Raw genomic sequence first — 21,588 nt, 5'->3', positions numbered from 1 at the left:
ATAGGTTGAAAACCCGTTGATTCAAAGAAATGTTTTGAACATAATTCAGTAAAGTGTTAATAACCTTGTATTAATATTTACGCTTTCTGATATAAAAATTAATAAATCCAAAAAATGTTAAAATTGCTATAGGAATAATTAAGTTAATCAATTGCCATTTTAATTTTTCTTGATAAGCTTTTGGTTTGTTAATAGTATTGATGACTACTTTTTTTGAACGTAGTTGAATCAATCCCTTATCATTCATTAAGTAGTTTACAGCATTCATTAAAAATTCTTTGTTACTGTAAAATTGATTGTTCCATTTGTCTAATCCAAGTTCTAAAGGCTGTCCTTTACTAATATGATTTGTACTGATGTCCCCATCTGCAATCACAATCATTTTATTTTTTGTTCCTTGGTTGATGAAATTGTTTTTAAAAGGTTTAACTCTATTTCTGTAGGCTGATTTAAAATCACCCTCTAATAAAATTCCTAAAATTTTGGATCCTTCTTTATAGGTTTTGATATCAGCATTTTCGGTAATACTAGCCAAATCTACATAACTAGGAACGGTAAGTGTTTTGGTTAAATTAGAGCTTTCTAGCAAAGGTGTTTTTTTGATGTTTGGATTTAAAGTGTCTATACTATTAGCAAATTCTAATTTTACTTCTCCAATATTTTTGCTGATTACGTGTTTATTATTGCTTTTGATGAGTGGATAATAATCCCATAAAAATTCATCAAACTGAGTGTTGTTTCCAACTTTTCCAGTAGCCAAAGGAATACTAGCTGCATATAAATCTCTTACCAAATGTTTTTTGATACGAACTCCGTAGTTAAACAAATAATCGGTTAAGTTTAAATCGCGTTGGTATGCCAGTACCTTTCCATTTTGCATTAAGCTGTCTTTTGGCGTGTGAACCAGATCTAACAACCAAATAGATTTTCCTCCATGAACGGTAAATTGATCCAAGGCAAATTTTTCTTCTTCAGTAAAAGCTTCAGTAGGTTTGCTAATAATTGCCAAGTCGAATTGTTGTAATTCTTGTAGTGTTTTTTCAGGATTCTTGGCAATAGAATCTAAAGTAAAAGGAGCCATGTAATAATTTTCTCCTAAAGTTTTTAGCCAATCATATTGGTAAATATCTTCTAATTCCCCGTTTCCTTTAAGAACTGCAATTTTTTGTTTTTTAATAGCCGTTACTTTCTGTATGGCATCGGCAAAGGCAAATTCTAAATTCTGAATAGAGTTTTCTATTTGACTATCTTGATTTTCGAAATAAGAACTTTTTAATAAGTTGACCAGTGCTTTTTTCTTTCCACTACTCACAATTGCATAAGGAAAAATAACACTTTCTGATACTTTACCATCTTCTTGAACTGTTAACCTACTTGGAGTCAATCCTTGCTTAATCAAACTTTCTTCTTTTCCTTGGGTAGGAATAAAACTAAAAGTAATTAAGCTGTTTTTGGATTTAATTTCGTCTAAAAAGTAAGCGGTTTCTTTGCTTAATCTTTCAAAATCAAAAGGCAAATCACCCGTTAAAAAAACAGAAAAGATGACTTCTTTTTTTAAATCTTTTAAAAGAGTTTGGGTTGGGTTAGAAATAGAATAACGTTGATCGTTTGTTACATCCCATCGATAATGGTTGTAGTTGGCAATAATGTTGGTCAATACAAGCAACACAACTATAAAAAGAATATGTTTTTTCTTTTTAGTCATTGTCCAGTTTTAATTTAGTGAAAGCTAAAAAAGCAATGGTGATAGAAGTAAAATAAACAAGATCTGTAGTGTCTATTACGCCACGACTAATACTATCAAAATGAGATGGGATTCCTAAGTTGTTCCAACCGTAAGTAGAAGTTTCTGATAAATTTTCCAAAGCAGAAAATCCAAAATATAACACCATATTCACAAGAATACTTAAAATAAAAGCACTGATGTTGTTTTTCATGATGATGGAGCTAAAAACCCCAATTGCGATGTAAGTAGAGGATAGTAAAATCAATCCTAAATAAGAAGCAAATGTGCTTCCTAAATCTATATTCCCTATAGGATTTCCTAATTGATAAGTGCTGTAAACAAAAATGAACGAAGGAATTAAGGTGATGCAAAGAATTCCTATATAAGCCCAAAACTTTCCAAGAATAATGTTGAAATGAGAAATGGGCAAAGTTTTTAAAATTTCTAAAGTTCCGTTGTTGTATTCATCAGCAAAACTTTTCATGGTTATGGCCGGAATTAAGAAGGCCAAAACCCAAGTACTGTTGTTAAAAAAAGCATTGATGTTTGCAAAACCACTGTAAATAACATTGCTGTATCCTTTAAAAACCCAAAGCAACAATCCGTTAATAATTAGAAAAGAAGCGACCAATAAATAGCCAACTGTATTGCTAAAAAACGACTGTATTTCTTTGTTAAAAATAGCTTTCATTAGGCAGAAGTCTCTTTTTCAAATTCAATACTTACGCTGCTTCTGTAATCTAATCCTAATAAACTAGAAGCTCCTCCAACGGTTTGTAAGTTACTTTTGTAAATGGCAATTTCTAAATAAGAACCCGAGTTGAACAAAGCGAGTTTACTACCTGCAGAATTTCGTTCGTTTACAGGTAAGTTAAAATCAACAATGTCACTGTATTTACTTAGTACTTTTTTAAAGTTATACCTACCAGCAGATAAAGTGAATTTTCTTCCTTTTCCCACTTGGTTAAATAGTTCTTTGGTAATGTTAGAAATGACATTACCATAATTATCAATATAAATTACAGAGCCAATAATCTTAGTTTCTGAAACAATTTGAGGTTGTAATTCAACCATTTTAGTAATCTCAGGCAATGGTTTTCCAATGACTTCTAAAGTTCCGCCTCTGGCAATATGACAAGCCACATTCACAAACACATCTAACACAGAAAAACTAGTTTCAATTCTGTCATGAATGTTAATTTCTACCACTTTTGTTGGATTGATTTCCGAAGCAATCATAGACATAATTCCGTTGTCTGGACAAACAAAATAATGACCATCTAATAACAATGCAATATGCTTGTTTTCAGGAGTCATTTCAGAATCTACGCCAATAATATGAATGGTTCCTTTAGGGAAACTTTTATATGCATTTTTTAAAATATACGCTGTTTCTGTAATGTTAAAAGGAGAGATTTCGTGAGAAATATCAACAATGTTAGCCTCTGGTAATAAGGTGTATATGGCTCCTTTTACTGCAGATACAAAATGATCTTTTCTTCCAAAATCAGTAGTTAGGGTAATGAATGCCATACAAAGGGAGTGGTAATAAAGTTTTTTGTGATAATTATTCTAAGCAAATTTACAGAATTGTAAATGATATTTGTGTACTTTGTAAGGGCAATTTATAAACAGATTTTTAGCTTGAACGAACGCTTAATAACCCTAGAAGAAATCAATCCAATAGACTTTTTTGGATCTAACAATTCGCATTTAAATTTGATCAAATCTTACTACCCTAAATTAAAGTTGGTGGTTAGAGGAAATGTCATCAAAGCCTATGGAGAACCTATTTTGTTAGATGAATTTGAAAAACGAATTCAGGTGTTGGTTAATTATTTAATCAAATACAACAAATTAGATGAAACCAGTATAGAACAATTATTGTTGGCTTCTCAAATAGAATTACAAAAAAAACGTGTAAACGATGATGTCTTGGTGCATGGGGTAGGAGGAACTTTTATCAAAGCACAAACAGAAAATCAGAGAAACATGGTAAAGGCGATGGCAACCAACGATATGTTGTTTGCTGTAGGACCTGCGGGAACAGGTAAGACCTATACAGCTGTTGCCATGGCTGTAAGAGCTTTAAAAGAAAAAGAGGTAAAAAGAATTATTCTAACAAGACCTGCTGTAGAATCTGGAGAAAACTTAGGTTTTTTACCCGGAGATATGAAAGAAAAGTTAGATCCTTATATGCAGCCTTTATATGATGCTTTGCGTGACATGATTCCGGCAGAACGCTTGGCATCTCACATGGAAAAAGGGGTCATTCAAATTGCTCCATTGGCGTTTATGCGTGGTAGAACCTTAGACAATGCTTTTGTGATTTTAGATGAAGCTCAAAACACCACTCACAGTCAAATGAAAATGTTCTTAACCCGTATGGGAAAAAGAGCCAAGTTTGTTATTACAGGAGATCCAGGTCAGATAGATTTACCAAGAAAACAAGTGTCGGGTTTAAAAGAAGCGTTGTTAGCCTTAAAAGATGTGAAAGGAATTGCACAGGTGTATTTAGATGGAAAAGATGTAATTCGTCATCGTTTGGTCAAAGAAATAATTACGGCTTATAAAAGTATAGAAACGGAATAAATTATAAAATTGTCAAGTTGAAAGTTGGTAAAGATATAGGAGGGTAGGTCTTTAAAACTTTTAACTTTGTAACCTGATAACTTTATAAACTTTAGTTATTTTTGCATCAAATTAAATTCCGAGATGAGTAACACAATTAACGATACCAATTTTAATTTCCCAGGTCAAACGGCTATTTATAAAGGAAAAGTTCGTGAAGTATATACGGTAAACGAAAAATTAGTGATGGTAGCATCAGATAGGCTTTCTGCTTTTGATGTTATTATGCCAAAACAAATTCCTTATAAAGGACAGATTTTGAATCAAATTGCAGCTAAAATGTTAGAAGCAACAAAAGATATTTGTCCAAACTGGGTATTGGGAACGCCAGATCCTAACGTAACTGTTGGGTACGCTTGTGAACCTTTTAAAGTAGAAATGGTAGTACGTGGTTACTGTACAGGTCATGCTTGGAGAACTTATGCAAGTGGAGAAAGAGTGTTGTGTGGCATTACCATGCCAGAAGGATTGAAGGAAAATGATAAATTTCTTACACCTATCATTACTCCAACTACTAAGGCAGATTTAGGAGATCATGATGAAGATATTTCTCGTGAAGAAATTTTAGCAAAAGGAATTGTTTCTCAAGAAGATTATGAGCAATTAGAAGCTTATACCTTGGCTTTGTTTAAAAAAGGAACGGAATTGGCTGCTGAAAGAGGATTGATTTTGGTAGATACCAAGTATGAATTTGGAAAAACAGCGGATGGGAAAATTGTAGTGATTGATGAAATTCACACGCCAGATTCTTCTCGTTATTTTTATGCTGAAGGATATCAAGAAAGACAAAACAAAGGAGAGGCTCAAAAACAATTATCTAAAGAGTTTGTTCGCCAGTGGTTGATAGAAAATGGATTCCAAGGTAAGGAAGGACAACAAATTCCTGAATTAACAGATGAAAAAATAGAAGAAATTTCTAATCGTTATATTGAATTGTACGAACAGATTACAGGAGAGAACTTTGTGAAAGCAGATATTTCTAATGTATTAGAGAGAATTGATAAAAACGTAACGGAGTTTCTTACAAAGTAATTCGGTTTTAATATATAAAAAACAGCCCGAGCAATTGCTCGGGCTGTTTTGATTTTAGTCAATTTTATTGTCGATGATATTTTTGTATTTGTTATATAAAAAGGAAATAACCAATAGAATAATTCCTAATGAAATAAAGACAATGGTTTTAGAAATGGTTCCTAAATGAGAGATGTCGTACAAGAACAGTTTTACTAAAATAGCACCAAATAGAACGATAGCAGCAATCCTTATGTATTGCTTTTGTTTCCAAATTCCTAAGCAAATCAATCCTAAGGAATAAAGAGCCCATAAAATACTTAAGCTTAATTTATAAGAAGGCAAGTTGGTAAATAAATCTAAAATATTGATAAGTTCACTACTTAGTATCCATAATAAAACAAGGTGTGAAAAACAATCAAAAAAAACATTAGAAAATATTTTTCTATTTAGGTATACAGTGTAAAATAATAGTCCCATAAATAGATGAGAAATGTATCTAATGCCAATAAAATAAGTAGTAGCATGTTGAACATTATTTAGATACAGGTCTCTTAAAACACTTAAATTTAACAGTCCAAAGGTTAAATAAATAAAAGTAAATAAGGAGGAAAAAGTCATTGCAACCTTTGCTAAACTATTGTTTTTTATCTTTATGTAATTAATGTAGTTTAGAATGGCCATAAAAATCAAACTATAATTAATTAGCCATATAACTTTAAATTTTAAAATACTTCTATTTATCATCATCTCGTCTTTAAGCATTGATTTTTGGTGAAGTTGCTCCCAATAGGTTGCAATTTCAAAATAAAAAGCTAAATAGATGCTTATTATTAAAACAGAGGGTATAATACGCGAAAAAATGCGGTACAAATTAGATTCGTAATTGAGTATATTTTTGTGTTTTAGGTTGATTAAATTCATAAAAGACATACAAGAGATAAACAATACCGAGCTTAGGAAATACGGATTTAAAAACAAGTTAATTTTTGTTTCAGCACCTGAAGCATCATAAAATTTAAACCAATACATAAGTAGGCTGTAAAAGGATAAGATAATTAATGGATATGAAAATTTTTCATAAAATCCTTTTTGTTGCGTTCTACCAATCCAAAATAAGATAGCTGCTTCTCCAATCCAAAAAATAGAAATCCAACTTCCGTCAAATTGTATTGGAAAAGTTAAGGTGATGAATAGAATACAAAGACCTATGATAAGTTGTTGAAGATTATTGTCTTTAACAGATTGCTTGTATAAAAACATAGCAACCAAGCCATGCAGAAGAGCAATATAAATGGAGAATAATCCAGTAAGGTTTTTAGTAGGTAAATAATTTTTTAAAACAAGGTAGCCAAGACAGAAAAACAAGAATGTATTGCAGAGAATTAAAACAACATCACTGGCTAAAAAAGTTTCTTTTTTAATCAATTTATAGGATAAAGAAATGCTATAGAATGTAAGATAAATAACATTTAAAAAACCAAAAGCAATTCCAAAATGCTGTTCATGTTCATAGTCTTTAAAAAACCAAGAAATAAATAGTATCCAAGTAACACTAAAGGCATTATAGCAAAGTGGTTTCCAATATCTTTTAATGGCGATGTATGAAATACCAATATTGATTATTCCAATATAAACAAACAAAGTCTTTATGTTTCCACTATTGCTGCTCAGTAATAATGGAACGGCATAAGCACCAACCAAACCTATATGAGCAATAACTTGTTTGTTAAGTTTTAGAGCGGTAAAAACTGTAAGAATAGTTAAAGAACACATCGTTAAAAAGGCAAACCACATAGGTAATAGGTGGTAAAAACTATACGCGATTAATGTAATAAAATAGAGAATTGTGTATGCTCCACTAGTTAAAACAGCTGCGTAGTTTAAATATTTTGTTTTTAATTTATATCCTAAACCAAGTAGGATACATCCAACTAAATAACCTAAAAGAATTCTGGTGGTTGGGGAAATTAAATCGTGTTCAATAGAATATTTAGCACCAATAGAAACTCCTATAATGGTGATAATAATTCCTATTTTGTTAATAATATTTTCACCAATTAATTTTTCAAAATTAAAAGATACAGGTGTTTTTTCTTTTTTATTTACTTTGATTTTTTGAACAGGTATGTCTGTTTGGTGAACAGGAACAGTCTCTTCAACAGATTTGTGAAAATGTCGGATTTCCTGTTTTAAAACTTGTATTTCTTTTTGGAAATAGAGTTGTTTCTGTTCCAGTACCTCAAGTTTTTTGTATAAATCATCAATATTTTTCATAGCTAACTTTAATTAGCTACAATGTAATAAAATTATAAACTCAAGATACTCGTAATTTTAAGACAAGTTTTGGTTTAATGTCCTAAGGTATCAATAGCTTTTTTAATAGGGGTTGTTCCGCTATGCATGGAAATTACTTTTTTAAAGGTCGCTTTATTGTTTAAAACTTCAAGTAAAGTTGTTGCTACATCTTCTATGGCATTTTCACCAGGGTGTTTAATGTTTACTTCAATTTTTCCAGTACCCTCTGTTTCTTTTAAGGCACTTGGTTGTAATATGGTATAATTTAAATGGGTGTTTCTAACCAACCATTCGTCTGCATAATGTTTAGCGATGTAATAATCTTTTAACTCGTCAAACCCTTCATCTTTCCATTTATGGGTTTCTAATGAAAATACAGAGCTAAGCATAATATATTGCTTTATGTTTTTATTCTCTGCAATTTTCATGGTTTTAATAGCTCCATGTAAATCTAAAGCAAGTAAATTTTTAGCCCTAGATCCAGAAACAAAATAGATCGCATCAATATCATTAGGGATTTTTTCTTGCATGTCTTCTATTTCTCCAAGCAAGTCTAAAGAAATTTGTGTGTAATTGTAATTACCAAAAAGAGATTCGTTTTGTCTTGTGGTTCCAATAACTTCATGATTTTTTTCTAACAATTTTTTTGTTAAAATTTTCCCAACTCTTCCACTTGCTCCTATTACTAAAATTTTCATCAATATCTTTTTAAGGTTAAAAATAGGCTTCTTTTTTTTTGTATAAAACAAGAACCTTTATACTTAAGAAAGGGACAAGAAGAATGCCATAAGAAGTTTTATTTTGTTGATGTTAATCAAGAAATATGAAACAACGTATTAAAGATTATTATTTAAATAATAATTGTGTTGCCAAAGATTGTTTGATGAATTCATCATAAGCAACATTGACCTCTTTTTCTGAAGCGTATTTTTTTAAAATTTGTTTGATGTCTTTTTCTGACAATGGATTTGCAGATAAATGTTCTAGAACATCAACAAAGGGAATAGATAAATTGGTGAATTGTACAGAACCTGTATTAGGGTTTCTGTGTAATGACACGAAATAAGTTCCTAAATCTTCATTTGTAATTAAAAGCGGACTTTTAATGTGTACAGGGTAAGATAGTTTTAAAATATCTATTTCTGGATTGAGTATGTAAAATCCTTCCTCTGGTTTTTCATGAGGCATGTCAGGCATCATAAATATTTCTACTTCAAGCCATTCAAACTCTAATAAGTTTTCTAATAAAGGGTAGGTGCTTAAAAGTTCTTTTTCTTGTTCAAGAAGATAGTTTTTAAATTCCTCAGGCATCATCCAGATTTGTGGACTTTGTATGTTATAAGTACTAAAAAAACGATTCACTATGGTTTCCCAATTTTCATCTCCTAATAAATTTTTAGTAATAGGATAAGCAGTTTCTAAAGTGTCTAATACATTGTTAAAAACCAAACGTCTGTAGTGGGTTAAGTTTTTTTGAACAGCACCTTCTATCTCAACAGTATTTCCTGTTCGGCAGTATGTAGCCAAGCTACTTTGATGATGATGTGTTTTAGTTAATAACATGAGGTTGTTTTTTTAAACTATGGGTTTTAATGTTTTGTAATTGATTCATTTCATATTGCAAAATGTCCAATTCTGGAATGTTAAAATCTCGTTCTAACAATACAGGTACATCACGTTGTAATTGTTGCATGGCAAAACCAAACAAATCATACACGGGGTCTATAATGTTTTCTCCATGAGTGTCAATAATCAAGTCATCTGAAACTTGAGTATGACCTGCCATGTGTATGTATTTTACTCTGTCTAAATCTAAGTTTGCTAAAAATTCTTTAGCATTGTATTGATGATTAAAACTGTTGACGTAAATGTTGTTTACATCTAACAATAAGTTACAGTCAGCTTCTTGAATAACGTTGTTAATAAATTCCAGCTCCGTCATTTCTGCAGCAATTGGCGAATAATAACTTACAATTTCAATAGCTATTTTTCTTTCTAAAATATCTTGAGCCAAACGAATGTTTTTGGCTACATGTTTTACAGCATCTTGTGTAAAAGGAATGGGTAGTAAATCAAACAAATGAGCGTTGTTACATTTAGAAAAACTCAAGTGTTCTGAATATTCAACGGTATTGGTGTCGTCTAAAAATTGTTTTACTTGCTTTACAAAATTAATATTAATTCCTTCGGGACTTCCAACAGATAAAGATAGGCCGTGTGCAAAAAGAGGATGTTTTTCCAAAGCTTTATCAAATAGCTTTTTGTAATATCCGCCAACGTTCATCCAGTTTTCTGGAGCCACTTCTATAAAAGAAGGTTTTAGAATGTTGTTGTCTGCAAAATCTTCTGCAAAGTCTTTTCTGTACCCAATTCCTACCATAATTTTTTGTTTAAAATAGACGGATCAAATATGAGATTGATCCGTCTTTTGTTTAGAAATAATGATTATTTCTTTTCTCCACATTTAGCATCCTTAGCTTTCGCCTCACCACACTTAGCGTCTTTCGTTTTCGCTTCACCGCATTTTGCATCTTTCGCTTTTGCCTCACCGCATTTAGCATCCTTAGCTTTCGCTTCACCACATTTTGCATCTTTAGCTTTTGCCTCACCACACTTAGCGTCTTTCGCTTTCGCTTCACCGCATTTAGCATCTTTCGCTTTTGCTTCACCACACTTAGCATCAGTAGTTTTCTTTTCACCACATGCTCCTTGAATAGATTTTAATCCATCAACAGCAGATGATAAAAGGTTAGTAGTGTTGGCTAATAATTGTGTACGAACTTGTGATCCAGTTCCTAAATAATCAACAGATAAATTTGTTGCAGTTGCATCAGTAGATGATACTAAAGCTCCAGCGATTAATGATCCTGTTAACAACGAGTTTTTTGTGAAATTTTTCATGATAATTGATTTTAATGATTATTATTTATTTTTATTTAATTCTTTTTTGAGTGTCTCCTCCGAGTATATTGGGGTTGAGCAATAAGTTGAGGTACAGCTAAAAAGTACGTTCTCGTTAAAACTTCCAAAGAGTTCTTGTTTTTCTTTAGGGAGTTGATGAATTTTTCCACTATAGATAATGCTGTAAAAAGGCAACATGCTTTGTAAAACATGATTAAATTGATTTCCTTTTCCTGTATTTAAATACACATATTGTGTAGGTTCTCCTTTTAATTCGTTAGCTAAAAGCAGTAAAGATGCTTCTGAATAATAATTTTTTGTTAATGCTTTTGAGGTTAAAAACTCATATGTTTTTTTAGCAATGTCTACATAGCTATGATCTTTAGAATAGTATCCATACCAGTTAAAAATTCTAGCAATTTGAATGTTTTCTTCTTTTAAAGGTTGAGCAGTCAATCCGTTGTTTCCCTCAAAACTTTTAAAAGCTCCATTTTGTAACAAATAGTTGTTTTTAATAAGTCTACAAAGTGATGAAAGTTCTTGTTTTGCTTTGTTATTACCAATGTCACTTTTAACAAGGTTAATTAAAAAATCAGCCATCGCTATTTGATCTCTTAAACTGGTAATGTTGTTATGTTCGCTTCCATGCGCATATAAACCTGATGTTTTTTTGCGTTTGTATAGAGCGTTTTCTAAAGTTTCAACTTTATTTAAATACTTTTTTTCTTGAGTTACATGATACATTCTTAATAGCGCACTTCCCATAGCAGCATTGTGATCTGTAAAAGTATTGGTGTCAATTTTTGGAATTCCAAGCTTTCTTCTCTCTGTATTGTTAAGCTTAAAATAATCAGCAGCATGTTTACCTTGAATTAAATCTGCATCTTGTGCGTTGCTGTACAATCCGTTTTTGTTGGCTAAAAATTCATCAGTATATTCCAATATTTTTTTTGCATAACTTAGAGAGCTTTTGTCATTGTTGTATTCATAATTCAGCAAGAAAATATGTAAGTATCTGGCTTGAATTTTTAGTAATTTTTCAAAGTGTAAATGTTCCCAATCTCCGTGAGTAGAATATTGGTAAACTCCACCCCAAACAGGATCGTTTAATTTTTTTGCTCCCTCAATACTCTTTAAAATCCATGTATTGATATTTGCATTTTTACGATCAATAAGTGCTTTTTCAAAGGTGGCGTATTCAATATATTTTTGAGATTGGTTGAATCCTCCTTTTTCAAAATCTAAAGAATTGATAAAGTTGCTTTCTAAGGTTGATATTAATTGATTCTTGTTTTTATTACTATTAATGATTTTTGTAAAATCAATAGGTTTTTCTTCTGGTGATGGATCTTTAACAATGGCTTTTAGCAATCGTAAAAAATTATATGGAGCTATAAATCCAGCTCTTTTGACAATATCAATTCCTTGGTTGTTAATAAAGATAGTGGCAGGCCATCCGTAGTCTTTGTATCGATTAGATAATTCAGGATTGGCATCTTGATCGGCTTTTACTGTAATAAAATGTTGGTTTAAATAATTGATGACTTGCTTATTTGCATAAGTTTCATCTTCCATAACATGGCACCAATGACACCAATTAGCTTCTAAGTTTAACAAAATAATTTTGTTTTCATTTTTAGCTTGATCAAAAGTTTTAGCAGACAATTCTTTCCATTCAATTGAATTTGCAAAAGATGAGGTGCAAAGTAAGATGGTTAAAAAGTAGCAAAAAAATTTCATTTGATTCTGTTTCCCATATCTACGAGAAAGAAATCAAGACGGTTTTGTTTTTTGAGAAAAAAAATTAAAAAAAGAACTGAAAAAAGTCAACAGGTTTTGGTTTGTTGGTTGTATTTGTTTGCTTTTCAGTATAGTAATTAATTTGTGGTTGCTGAGTTTTTTTTATTTTTTTTTCCGAAGTACCACATTAAAAAACCACCTGTAGTGTACATCCAAATGGTATATGCAGCTGTAGGAACAGCCATTTCTATGTTGTTTAAAATAGAGGTAGCTACAACAATTCCAAGGGTTGCATTTTGAACTCCTCCATCTACACCGATAGAAATAGCATTTTTAATTCCGAGCTTAAATATTTTAGCTAATAAAAAACCAGAACCAATAATACTAAGGTTTAAAATAAGTGTTACAATTCCAACTTTTTCTAAAGCTTGACCTATGGTGCTAAAATTAGTGACCACAATTCCAATAAAAATTAAAAGGAAAATAATGGTAGAGACTATTTTCATCGGTTTTATCATGCGCAGTGTAAAGTCTTCTTTATAAGCATGAATCATCATTCCTATACAAATTGGTAGGATAGTGATCATCATCACTTGCATCATGGTGTCTAAAACAGGAAGTTCTATAACAGTTTCTGTATGCGTATGAAAATAAGTTAATGCAAGAGAGGTGATTACTTGAGTAGATACAACACTAGTAAAACTACCAACAGCGGTTAAAGTAACTGATAAAGCTAAGTTTCCATTACATACTTGCGCAATAATATTACTGGTAGGTCCTCCTGGACATGAGGCTAGAATAATAAGACCTACAGCCATAGTGGTGTTAAGATGAAAGAGGATAGCTAAAATAAAAGCAACCAGAGGTAAAATAATTATCTGATTTATAAGTCCAATAATGATGGCTTTGGGTTGTCTAAAAACCCTAGTAAAATCACGAATTGTTAATGACATCCCCATTCCTAACATAATAATGGCTAAAGAAGAGGGTAAAAAGACTTATAATAAAAGGTCCGTCATGATTAATGAAGTTGCTCAGTAACTTTAAAGTACTATTAATGGATGACAAATGTAGTAGTTTTTGATTAGAACTAAAATTCAAAAATTAGAATTGTTTTTTTAGTGTTAGAGCGTTTTTTTTTGTGAATAAAATAGGAAGCCTCTCAAACAATTTTGTTTGAGAGGTTTGGTGTTTTATAAAAAATAAATACTTTAAAAATGTGTATTTATTTAAGTAATGGCATGTATTTTTCTTTGTTTTCAAACATCGCCCAAATTAAAATAGCACTAAAAACAGCTGGTAGAATTATTTCGTGATCTGTAGTTAAATGAAAAAGCACAATTCCCACCATTACAGGTAAAATAATAATGGCACCCAAAGCTCTTGTTTTGTTAAAAATAAACAAAGCCCCTCCTATTATTTCTACCACAGCAATTAGTGGCATTAGCCATTTTAAACTCATCATAGCAGTCATGGCATCTAATAATTCCTGAGGCATTTCCTCTGGCATGGGCATGTAATTAAAGAATTTGTTTAGACCAGCGTTTATAAACATCAAACCAAATAATAGGCACAGTACAAAAAGAATTTTGTTTTTCATTTTAAAGTTTTTTTTGATTTAGCAATCTAAAATTAATCAAATTAAATGAAGTTTCTTATTTTTTTATTAACTGGTATATATCTGTTCTTCTGTCTTTTAGGTTTCTAACGCTTCCGTGTTGATTCAATTCTTTTAATAAGCTTAAATCTACATCAGCAATTAAAATCATCTCGGTGTTTGGAGTAGCTTCGGCTTTAATTCCGTTGGTTGGAAAGGCGAAATCACAAGGTGTAAATACCATTGATTGTGCATATTGAATATCCATGTTTTCTACTTTTGGTAAATTTCCTACACTTCCCGCAATGGCTACATAACATTCATTTTCTATGGCTCTGGCTTGTGCACAATTTCTAACCCTTGAGTATCCGTTTTGGGTATCGGTTAAGAAAGGAACAAATAAAATGTCCATTCCATCATCAGCTAAAAGTCTACTTAACTCAGGGAATTCAGAATCGTAGCAAATTAAAATTCCTACTTTACCACAATCGGTATCAAAAGTTTTTATTTCTGATCCTCCTTGCATTCCCCAAATTTTTTCTTCGTCTGGTGTTACATGAATTTTTTCATAACGTTCTATAGAGCCATCACGTCTACACAAATAACCAACATTGTAAAGTTTGTTTCCTTTCATTTCGGGCATACTACCTGCAATAATATTGATGTTATAAGAGATAGATAGCTCAGAAAATTTTTGAACAATATCTTGTGTGTGTTTGGCTAATTCTCTAATAGCTTCAGAAACCGGTAAATGATTGTTTTCTGCCATTAAAGGAGCATTAAAAAATTCTGGAAACAAAGCAAAGTCTGATCTATAGCCAGAAACAGCATCTACAAAAAATTCTACTTGCTGTAACAAGTCTTCTAAGTCTTTATAAGGTCTCATTTGCCATTGAACCAACCCTAAACGGACTATTTCTTTAGTTTGCGCTGCAATTTTAGTTGGTTTTTGATAATAAATATTATCCCAACGTAACAAAACAGCAAAATCATTAGAAGCAGTATCTCCTTCTAAATAGCCGGTTAAAATTTTGGTAGGGTGAAAATCATTAGAAATTTGAAAGTTCAACACAGGATCGTTAATTTCCTTACGTTTAACTTTTTCAATATATGTTTTGGGCTTAATTCTGTGGGAGTATTTGTGATAATTCGGAATTCTACCTCCAAACACAATTCCTTTTAAATTTAAGTTTTCACATAATTCTTTGCGGTAATCATACAAACGTCTTCCTAGTCTAAGACCTCTAAACTCAGGTTTGATAAAAACATCAATTCCATAAAGCATGTCTCCTTGGTCTGAGTGAGAATTAAAAGTGTAATTTGCTGTGACTTCTTCGTAAGTATGATTGTCAGAAAACTTATCGTAGTCAACAATAATAGACAATGCACAACCTGCCAATTGTCCGTTTACTTTAATTACTATTTGGCCTTCTTTAAATTTATCTATCAAAGATTGTATTTGATATTTTTCCCAATAAGAATCATCTAAAGCTTTGTAAGCTTCAATCATGGTTTCTTTTAGGTCTTGATAGTCTTCAATATCTAAGTATTTTAATTCAATATTCTCAATTTCTTCAATATTCATAAAGATGTTTGTTTCTTTGTTGATTGAGTTAAATATAAGGATTTAACAATAGGTTGGCAATGTTTTTAATCTCTTAAACTATGTTAAAAAAATACATTTTAAAAGTTTGGTATTAAATTTGATAAGGCATTCGCTTGTTTCTAAGAAATACTTTACTATCTTAGTTTAACAGTCCATTCAACTGACTAGAAAATTATGTTAAAACAAAGCTTAAATTTAAAATTATCTCAAAAGTTATCTCCACAACAAATTCAGTTGATGAAGATGATTCAATTGCCAACACAGGCTTTTGAGCAGAGACTAAAACAAGAGATAGAGGAGAATCCTGCTTTAGAATCTGGGAAAGAACAAGAAGAAACTTACGAGGAAAATTATGATGATTATGCAGATGAAGGAAATGAATCTATTGCAGCAGATGACATTAACATTGATGAGTATTTAAGTGATGATGATATTCCTAGTTACAAATTACAAGCAAATAATTATTCTGCAGATGATGAAGATAGAGAGGTGCCTTATGAAGGTGGTTTAAGTTTTCATCAATCATTAATCAATCAATTAAATACTTTTAGTTTAGATGATGAAGAATATGCCATTGCTGAGTTTTTGGTAGGAAGTATAAATGATAACGGATATTTAAGAAGAGATACTATTGATATTGTAGATGACTTAGCATTTACCCAAAACATTTTTGTAGACGAAAATAAAGTAGATGATGTTTTATATGATGTGGTTCAGAAATTAGAACCAACAGGAGTAGGAGCTAGAGATTTAAAGGAATGTTTAGTTATTCAATTAGAAGCCAAAGCACCCACTCGATCTGTAGAGTTAGCCATTAAAATGTTAGAAACTGCTTTTGATGCTTTTGTGAAAAAACATTACGATAAGTTACTAACCAAGTTTGATATTACCGAAGAGGAATTAAAATTAGCAATTAAAGAAGTTGAAAAATTAAATCCTAAACCTGGAGGTGCCGTTGTAGGGAATTCTAAAATTGCTGAACAAGTAGTGCCAGATTTTACCATTAAAATTGTTGATGGTGAGTTAGAATTGTTATTGAATTCTAGAAATGCTCCAGAATTACATGTGTCAAGAGAGTATAACAACATGTTAAAGGGTTATCAAGAAGCTAAGGTGAAAACCAAGTCTCAAAAAGATGCGGTACAGTTTATTAAGCAAAAGTTAGATTCTGCCAAGTGGTTTATCGATGCCATTAAACAACGTCAGCAAACTTTAATGGTAACCATGAGTACTATTATGGATATGCAAAAGGAGTATTTGCTTACAGGAGATGAAAGCAAATTAAAACCCATGATTTTAAAAGATGTTGCTGAGAAAATAGACATGGATATTTCTACAGTTTCTAGGGTTGCCAATAGTAAATATTGCTCAACACCTTATGGAACCAAGTTGGTGAAAGAATTTTTCTCAGAATCTATGAAAAACGATCAAGGAGAAGATATTTCAACCAGAGAAATTAAGAGTATTTTAAAAACGGTAATAGAAGATGAGGATAAAAAGAAACCATTAACAGACGATAAATTATCAGCTCATTTAAAAACAAAAGGATATCTAATAGCTCGTAGAACCGTAGCAAAATATAGAGAACAATTGGATATTCCTGTTGCGAGATTGAGAAAGGAAATATAAAATATGGAAAAATTTTACAAGGCAATTTCAGTTATTTTTCATCCCATATTTTTACCAATGTTTGGATCTTGGGTTTATTTAAATGTATTGCCTTTGCCTATTTCCAAAATGCAAATATATTTGATCTTTTTTATTGTAGCAGGAGCTACTTTTTTAGTGCCTTTACTAACTATTTTTTTGCTAAAATTTATGGGACAAATAAAAAGTATTCAGGTGACTACTGCCCACGAAAGAAAATTACCAGTAGCTTTAATGATTGTTAATTACCTGTTTTTAGCTCAAATGTTAGGTCGTATTTGGCAATTAAGAGAATTGACGATATTGGCTTATGCAACTTCTATAGGTTTGTTAGTAGCCATATTGTTTTTATATAAAAGAATAAAAATTAGCCTTCATATGTTAGGAATGGCGGGGCTGTTAGGTTTTACTATTATTTATGGATCAGCCTATTATTACCCAGTAATTGTGATTGCATTATTGTTTGTGATGACAGGATTGTTAGCTACTGCCAGATTAAAATTACAAGCTCATAATTTTAAAGAAATTATCATAGGTACCAGTCTTGGTTTAATTTTGCCTATTTTATTGAATTTTGTTTTATAAAATATAAAACATGACCCCAATTTTTAATTGGTTAAAGTATAATTTCTCTCCATTTCCAGTTCTTAAACTATCCTTAAAAGGTGAGTTTAGGTAGTATTTTACATGAAAATTCCATGTACCAAAACCAATGGAAGTGTATAAGGTAAAGTTGGTTTTATTTAACTGAGTAAGGTTGTTAAAACTTGTGGTATTTCCATTATTATCATCAAAACTGGCACTGTTTTGTATGTTGTAAATAAACGATACTCCAGAATAAATTCTCCAAAAACTATTATTGGTGGCAGTAGAAGTTCTCCATCTATATTCTAATGGGAATTCTAAGTTGTGAGAAGTATAATCATATCTGTTATAATTGTCATCAATATTAAAAATCAAATCATTTCCATTTTTAGTGATGGCAATATTGGGTCTAAGTACATCAAAATTATAACCAGCACCTACTCCTATGGCTTTGTTTCTTTGTTTGTTAAGGGGAATATCTTTGATAAATCCAGCTTCAATACTAAAAGGAACTCCAGTATTTTTAATTCCGTTTTTTGTTCCTGTAAGAAAATTATACTGAACGCCTAAATAAAATTGGTCTTCAAGATAATGATCATCAACATAAACTTCAGTGTCATCTTCTTCTTGCTGAGCAAAAAGAGAACATGAAATGATAAACATTAAAATAAAGCCTTTTAAATTCATTATTTAACGGGTTTAAACTTTAAAGGTAAGTGAACCACTTTTTTTGTTTCAAAAAAATCTTCTTCAAAAAAAGTAGGTAAATCATACAACGTACAACTAGCAAAGTCTTTTAGTTCTTCGGTTAAATCTCCTCCTTTTAAGTATAGAATTCCGTTTTTAAGCTTGTGATTGTTTTTTTTAGCACATTTATTTTTTACCCACTTAACAAAATCAGGCATGGCAGTAACTGCTCTAGAAACTACAAAGTCAAATTCACCTTTAACTTCTTCTGCTCTCATGTGCTTGGCTGTTAAATTAGTCAGACCAATTCCTTGAGCCACTCCGTTAACTACTTTAATTTTTTTACCAATAGAATCTACCAATAAAAATTCTGTTTCGGGAAATAAAATAGCCAATGGAATTCCAGGGAATCCACCTCCTGTACCAACGTCTAAAATTTTAGCACCGGGTTTAAAAGGTTGAACTTTAGCAATTCCTAAAGAATGTAATACGTGTCTAATGTATAGCTCATCAATATCTTTTCTAGAGACTACATTTATTTGAGCATTCCACTCCTTATAAAGGCTTTCTAATTGAGTAAATTGGGCTATCTGTGTTTCCGTTAAATCCGGAAAGTATTTTAAAATTATGTCTACTGTTATCATGGTAGTGCAAAAGTAATTGATTTCCACTGAAAATAAATAGTAAACAGTTAGTTAAATGTTCTTTACATTTATGAAGAAAATGTGTAAATCTTAAATTTCTTAGTGCTTAATTGAAATAAAGTGAATAAAATTTAGTTACTTTTGTAGACTGAATTATATTATAAATGTTACAAGTAAGTTTTTCGAGAGAAAGCAATAATCAATTTTTTAAAACTCTTAATCAAAGAGTTAACAAATACTTTAAGGATAACAACCTTAAACGTACAGGGAATTGGGTGCTTTATTTAAAAGCAGTATTAATGTTTTCTTTATTGTTTGTTCCTTACATAGCCTTGATGTTTTTTCCAATGGCTAATATATATCGCATATTAATGTGTGTAGTTATGGGATTAGGAATGGCAGGAGTAGGAATGAATGTGATGCATGATAGCAATCACGGATCTTTTTCTAGCAAATGGTGGGTAAACCAATTGATGGGAAACAGCATTTATATTTTAGCAGGAAATGTATATAACTGGAAAGTACAACACAATTTATTACATCATACCTATACAAATGTTGAAGGAATTGATGAGGATATTGATATTCAAGGAGTGATTAGATTATCTAAACACGAACCATGGAAGCGTTTTCATAAGTATCAAAGATTTTATGCCTTCTTTTTATATGGTTTGTTAACCATACAATGGGCTTTGGTGGTAGATTTTAGACAAACTCCAAAATACATCAAACATAAATTAAGTGCGGAAGGGGAGTTGAATGCAGCCAAAGAATGGACCTTGTTAATTATGACCAAAATAGTCTATTATTTATTTTGGTTGGCTTTGCCTTTATTGGTAATTGATGTTGTTTGGTATCAATGGTTAATTGGTTTTATGGTGATGCATTATGTAGCTGGTTTGGTGTTAAGTGTGGTATTTCAATTAGCACATATAACCGATGCTGTAGAAGTGATTTCTCCAGAAGAATTAGAAAGTGAAAAGAGAAGCTGGGCAGCTCACCAATTACAAGAAACAGCAAATTTTGCAACGAAAAACAAAGTAGTATCTTTCTTTTTAGGTGGATTAAACTATCAAATAGAACATCATATATTTCCAACAATATCGCATGTTCATTATAAAGACATTTCTAAAATTGTAAAGAAAACCGCTAAAGAATTTGAATTACCATATCATGAATATGAAACGGTAAAAGAGGCTTTAAAGGCTCATATCAATCAATTAATTATTTTAGGAAAACAACCCCAAATGGGATAAAGAATATATAATAAGTAAATTTTACAATGAAACAAGTTTTATCAGACAGAATTACGAGTTTACCAGCATCTGCTACATTAGCAATGGCTGCAAAGGCAAGAGAATTAAAATCAGCTGGAAAAGACATCATTAGCTTAAGCTTAGGAGAGCCAGATTTTAATACGCCAGATTATATTAAAGATGCAGCAATCCAAGCGATTAACGATAACTATAATTCTTATAGTCCAGTTGATGGTTATGCTGATTTAAAAGAAGCAATTTCTTTAAAATTTAAAAGAGATAATAATTTAGACTACAAACCAAGTCAAATTGTTGTATCTACTGGAGCAAAACAATCTTTGGCTAACATTACTCAGGTTTTGTTAAATCCAGGAGATGAGGTTTTATTACCTGCACCATATTGGGTATCGTATTCTGCATTGGGAATTTTAGGTGGGGCAACTTTTAAAGAAATTCCATCTACCATTGAAAATGATTTTAAAATTACACCAGCACAATTAGAAGAAGCAATTTCTCCTAAAACCAAATTGATATTCTTTAACTCTCCAAACAATCCAAGTGGAACAGTTTACACAGAGGAAGATTATAGAGCATTGGCTGCAGTATTAGAGAAATATCCAGATATTTACATTGTTTCGGATGAAATTTATGAGCACATTAACTATGGTACTCCAAACTTTAGTATTGCTTGTATTCCATCTATGTACGATAGAACTATTACTGTAAACGGATTGGCAAAAGCTTTTGCAATGACAGGATGGAGAATTGGATATATTGGAGCTCCTGAGTGGATTGCAAAGGCTTGTACTAAAATGCAAGGACAAATTACTTCTGGAACTAACTGTATCGCTCAAAGAGCAGCGATTACCGCTTTAACAGAACCTGTTTCTAAAATTCAATACATGGTTGTTGAGTTTGAAAAAAGAAGAGACATGATGTTAGAGTTGTTAGGAGAAATTGAAGGATTTAAATTAAATGTTCCTAAAGGAGCTTTTTATATTTTCCCTGATGTATCTGCTTTTATAGGAAAAACAATTAAAGGACATGCAATCAACTCAGCAGCAGATTTTTCAATGTTGTTGTTAGAGGAAGGAAATGTTGCAACAGTATCTGGTGAAGATTTTGGAGCCCCTACTTGTATTCGTATTTCTTATGCAGCATCTGAAGATCAATTAAGAGAAGCGGTAGCAAGAATTAAAGCTGTATTGTCATAATAGATTACATTTAATATCAAATAAAAAAACCGCTTTTGTTTAAAA

20 protein-coding genes are annotated in these 21,588 nt (G+C 31.2%); 6 read left to right on the top strand and 14 right to left on the bottom strand.

Annotated elements, in window-relative coordinates; translation table 11 throughout:
• Positions 1-70: 70 nt before the first annotated feature.
• Genes gldG through BUB70_RS01055 form a run of 3 tightly spaced genes read right to left on the bottom strand, consistent with a single transcriptional unit; the run spans position 71 to position 3,259 of the window.
• Positions 71-1,705, bottom strand: a complete 1,635-nt coding sequence (gene gldG, locus BUB70_RS01065; protein WP_073117834.1) for a gliding motility-associated ABC transporter substrate-binding protein GldG — start codon at positions 1,703-1,705, stop codon at positions 71-73.
• The gene (locus BUB70_RS01060; protein WP_073117833.1) at positions 1,698-2,417 is read right to left on the bottom strand and encodes an ABC transporter permease subunit; all 720 of its coding nucleotides are present in this window, start codon (positions 2,415-2,417) and stop codon (positions 1,698-1,700) included. The genes gldG and BUB70_RS01060 overlap by 8 nt, the downstream gene beginning before the upstream one ends.
• The gene (locus tag BUB70_RS01055; protein WP_073117832.1) at positions 2,417-3,259 is read right to left on the bottom strand and encodes an SAM hydrolase/SAM-dependent halogenase family protein; all 843 of its coding nucleotides are present in this window, start codon (positions 3,257-3,259) and stop codon (positions 2,417-2,419) included. Before BUB70_RS01055 ends, BUB70_RS01060 begins: the two co-directional genes overlap by 1 nt.
• Before the next feature lie 111 nt (positions 3,260-3,370).
• Between BUB70_RS01055 and BUB70_RS01050 the strand changes: the two genes are divergently transcribed.
• Both BUB70_RS01050 and BUB70_RS01045 read left to right on the top strand, forming a co-directional pair.
• A complete protein-coding gene (locus BUB70_RS01050) occupies positions 3,371-4,318 on the top strand; it encodes a PhoH family protein (protein ID WP_073118554.1) in 948 nt (315 codons plus the stop codon).
• 123 nt (positions 4,319-4,441) lie between these two features.
• Entirely contained in the window at positions 4,442-5,389 is a 948-nt protein-coding gene (locus tag BUB70_RS01045) for a phosphoribosylaminoimidazolesuccinocarboxamide synthase (RefSeq protein WP_073117831.1), read from the top strand.
• 54 nt (positions 5,390-5,443) lie between these two features.
• On the opposite strand, the gene BUB70_RS01040 is transcribed toward BUB70_RS01045, so the two are convergent.
• From BUB70_RS01040 to BUB70_RS01000, 9 genes are all read right to left on the bottom strand, one after another.
• A complete protein-coding gene (locus BUB70_RS01040; RefSeq protein ID WP_073117830.1) occupies positions 5,444-7,645 on the bottom strand; it encodes a DUF2339 domain-containing protein in 2,202 nt (733 codons plus the stop codon).
• 74 nt (positions 7,646-7,719) lie between these two features.
• Positions 7,720-8,364, bottom strand: a complete 645-nt coding sequence (locus BUB70_RS01035) for an NAD(P)H-binding protein (protein WP_073117829.1) — start codon at positions 8,362-8,364, stop codon at positions 7,720-7,722.
• A gap of 148 nt (positions 8,365-8,512) precedes the next feature.
• Positions 8,513-9,229 (bottom strand): HvfC/BufC N-terminal domain-containing protein, encoded by a 717-nt coding sequence (locus BUB70_RS01030; RefSeq protein ID WP_073117828.1) that lies wholly within the window; start codon positions 9,227-9,229, stop codon positions 8,513-8,515.
• Positions 9,216-10,046, bottom strand: coding sequence for an HvfB family MNIO-type RiPP peptide maturase (locus BUB70_RS01025; RefSeq protein ID WP_073117827.1), 831 nt, complete (start codon positions 10,044-10,046; stop codon positions 9,216-9,218). Before BUB70_RS01025 ends, BUB70_RS01030 begins: the two co-directional genes overlap by 14 nt.
• 65 nt (positions 10,047-10,111) lie before the next feature.
• The gene (locus BUB70_RS01020; RefSeq protein WP_073117826.1) at positions 10,112-10,567 is read right to left on the bottom strand and encodes a hypothetical protein; all 456 of its coding nucleotides are present in this window, start codon (positions 10,565-10,567) and stop codon (positions 10,112-10,114) included.
• A 21-nt stretch (positions 10,568-10,588) separates the two neighbouring features.
• Positions 10,589-12,307 carry a DUF255 domain-containing protein gene (locus tag BUB70_RS01015; RefSeq protein WP_073117825.1) on the bottom strand — a complete coding sequence of 573 codons (1,719 nt, stop codon included), beginning with the start codon at positions 12,305-12,307 and terminating at the stop codon, positions 10,589-10,591.
• 137 nt (positions 12,308-12,444) lie between these two features.
• A complete protein-coding gene (locus BUB70_RS01010; RefSeq protein ID WP_073117824.1) occupies positions 12,445-13,275 on the bottom strand; it encodes a bile acid:sodium symporter family protein in 831 nt (276 codons plus the stop codon).
• Positions 13,276-13,532: 257 nt separating this feature from the next.
• Positions 13,533-13,907, bottom strand: coding sequence for a DoxX family protein (locus BUB70_RS01005; RefSeq protein ID WP_073117823.1), 375 nt, complete (start codon positions 13,905-13,907; stop codon positions 13,533-13,535).
• A 55-nt stretch (positions 13,908-13,962) separates the two neighbouring features.
• On the bottom strand, positions 13,963-15,489 hold the full coding sequence (locus BUB70_RS01000) for a bifunctional GNAT family N-acetyltransferase/carbon-nitrogen hydrolase family protein (RefSeq protein WP_073117822.1): 1,527 nt from the start codon (positions 15,487-15,489) through the stop codon (positions 13,963-13,965).
• A 195-nt stretch (positions 15,490-15,684) separates the two neighbouring features.
• Between BUB70_RS01000 and rpoN the strand changes: the two genes are divergently transcribed.
• Together rpoN and BUB70_RS00990 are read left to right on the top strand one after the other, a co-directional pair.
• The gene (gene rpoN / locus BUB70_RS00995; RefSeq protein WP_073117821.1) at positions 15,685-17,139 is read left to right on the top strand and encodes an RNA polymerase factor sigma-54; all 1,455 of its coding nucleotides are present in this window, start codon (positions 15,685-15,687) and stop codon (positions 17,137-17,139) included.
• 3 nt (positions 17,140-17,142) lie between these two features.
• A complete protein-coding gene (locus tag BUB70_RS00990; RefSeq protein WP_073117820.1) occupies positions 17,143-17,742 on the top strand; it encodes a hypothetical protein in 600 nt (199 codons plus the stop codon).
• Here BUB70_RS00990 and BUB70_RS00985 read toward each other — a convergent pair.
• Together BUB70_RS00985 and rsmG are read right to left on the bottom strand one after the other, a co-directional pair.
• Entirely contained in the window at positions 17,737-18,429 is a 693-nt protein-coding gene (locus BUB70_RS00985; protein WP_073117819.1) for an outer membrane beta-barrel protein, read from the bottom strand. The genes BUB70_RS00990 and BUB70_RS00985 overlap by 6 nt on opposite strands.
• Positions 18,429-19,073, bottom strand: a complete 645-nt coding sequence (gene rsmG, locus BUB70_RS00980) for a 16S rRNA (guanine(527)-N(7))-methyltransferase RsmG (RefSeq protein WP_073117818.1) — start codon at positions 19,071-19,073, stop codon at positions 18,429-18,431. The genes BUB70_RS00985 and rsmG overlap by 1 nt, the downstream gene beginning before the upstream one ends.
• A 164-nt stretch (positions 19,074-19,237) precedes the next feature.
• Here rsmG and BUB70_RS00975 point away from each other — a divergent pair, with 164 nt between their 5' ends.
• Positions 19,238-20,329 (top strand): fatty acid desaturase family protein, encoded by a 1,092-nt coding sequence (locus BUB70_RS00975; RefSeq protein ID WP_073117817.1) that lies wholly within the window; start codon positions 19,238-19,240, stop codon positions 20,327-20,329.
• A gap of 26 nt (positions 20,330-20,355) precedes the next feature.
• Positions 20,356-21,543: a pyridoxal phosphate-dependent aminotransferase gene (locus BUB70_RS00970; RefSeq protein ID WP_188351935.1), complete on the top strand. Its 1,188-nt coding sequence runs from the start codon at positions 20,356-20,358 to the stop codon at positions 21,541-21,543.
• Positions 21,544-21,588 lie beyond the last annotated feature (45 nt).

The organism is Wenyingzhuangia marina (assembly GCF_900130035.1).
Lineage (GTDB): Bacteria > Bacteroidota > Bacteroidia > Flavobacteriales > Flavobacteriaceae > Wenyingzhuangia > Wenyingzhuangia marina.
Note: the sequence above shows the minus strand (reverse complement) of the source record. Positions and strands in the feature narration are given on the sequence as shown.

Excerpts from the sequence above, each read along its gene's own strand:
- gldG (WP_073117834.1), bottom strand. The coding sequence starts at position 1,705 with ATGACTAAAAAGAAAAAACATATTCTTTTTATAGTTGTGTTGCTTGTA.
- BUB70_RS01040 (WP_073117830.1), bottom strand. The coding sequence starts at position 7,645 with ATGAAAAATATTGATGATTTATACAAAAAACTTGAGGTACTGGAACAG.
- BUB70_RS00990 (WP_073117820.1), top strand. The coding sequence starts at position 17,143 with ATGGAAAAATTTTACAAGGCAATTTCAGTTATTTTTCATCCCATATTT.
- BUB70_RS01030 (WP_073117828.1), bottom strand. The coding sequence starts at position 9,229 with ATGTTATTAACTAAAACACATCATCATCAAAGTAGCTTGGCTACATAC.
- BUB70_RS01005 (WP_073117823.1), bottom strand. The coding sequence starts at position 13,907 with ATGAAAAACAAAATTCTTTTTGTACTGTGCCTATTATTTGGTTTGATG.
- BUB70_RS01045 (WP_073117831.1), top strand. The coding sequence starts at position 4,442 with ATGAGTAACACAATTAACGATACCAATTTTAATTTCCCAGGTCAAACG.
- BUB70_RS01000 (WP_073117822.1), bottom strand. The coding sequence starts at position 15,489 with ATGAATATTGAAGAAATTGAGAATATTGAATTAAAATACTTAGATATT.
- BUB70_RS01020 (WP_073117826.1), bottom strand. The coding sequence starts at position 10,567 with ATGAAAAATTTCACAAAAAACTCGTTGTTAACAGGATCATTAATCGCT.
- rsmG (WP_073117818.1), bottom strand. The coding sequence starts at position 19,073 with ATGATAACAGTAGACATAATTTTAAAATACTTTCCGGATTTAACGGAA.
- BUB70_RS00975 (WP_073117817.1), top strand. The coding sequence starts at position 19,238 with ATGTTACAAGTAAGTTTTTCGAGAGAAAGCAATAATCAATTTTTTAAA.
- BUB70_RS01055 (WP_073117832.1), bottom strand. The coding sequence starts at position 3,259 with ATGGCATTCATTACCCTAACTACTGATTTTGGAAGAAAAGATCATTTT.
- BUB70_RS01015 (WP_073117825.1), bottom strand. The coding sequence starts at position 12,307 with ATGAAATTTTTTTGCTACTTTTTAACCATCTTACTTTGCACCTCATCT.
- BUB70_RS01010 (WP_073117824.1), bottom strand. The coding sequence starts at position 13,275 with ATGTTAGGAATGGGGATGTCATTAACAATTCGTGATTTTACTAGGGTT.
- BUB70_RS00985 (WP_073117819.1), bottom strand. The coding sequence starts at position 18,429 with ATGAATTTAAAAGGCTTTATTTTAATGTTTATCATTTCATGTTCTCTT.
- BUB70_RS01060 (WP_073117833.1), bottom strand. The coding sequence starts at position 2,417 with ATGAAAGCTATTTTTAACAAAGAAATACAGTCGTTTTTTAGCAATACA.
- rpoN (WP_073117821.1), top strand. The coding sequence starts at position 15,685 with ATGTTAAAACAAAGCTTAAATTTAAAATTATCTCAAAAGTTATCTCCA.
- BUB70_RS01025 (WP_073117827.1), bottom strand. The coding sequence starts at position 10,046 with ATGGTAGGAATTGGGTACAGAAAAGACTTTGCAGAAGATTTTGCAGAC.
- BUB70_RS00970 (WP_188351935.1), top strand. The coding sequence starts at position 20,356 with ATGAAACAAGTTTTATCAGACAGAATTACGAGTTTACCAGCATCTGCT.
- BUB70_RS01035 (WP_073117829.1), bottom strand. The coding sequence starts at position 8,364 with ATGAAAATTTTAGTAATAGGAGCAAGTGGAAGAGTTGGGAAAATTTTA.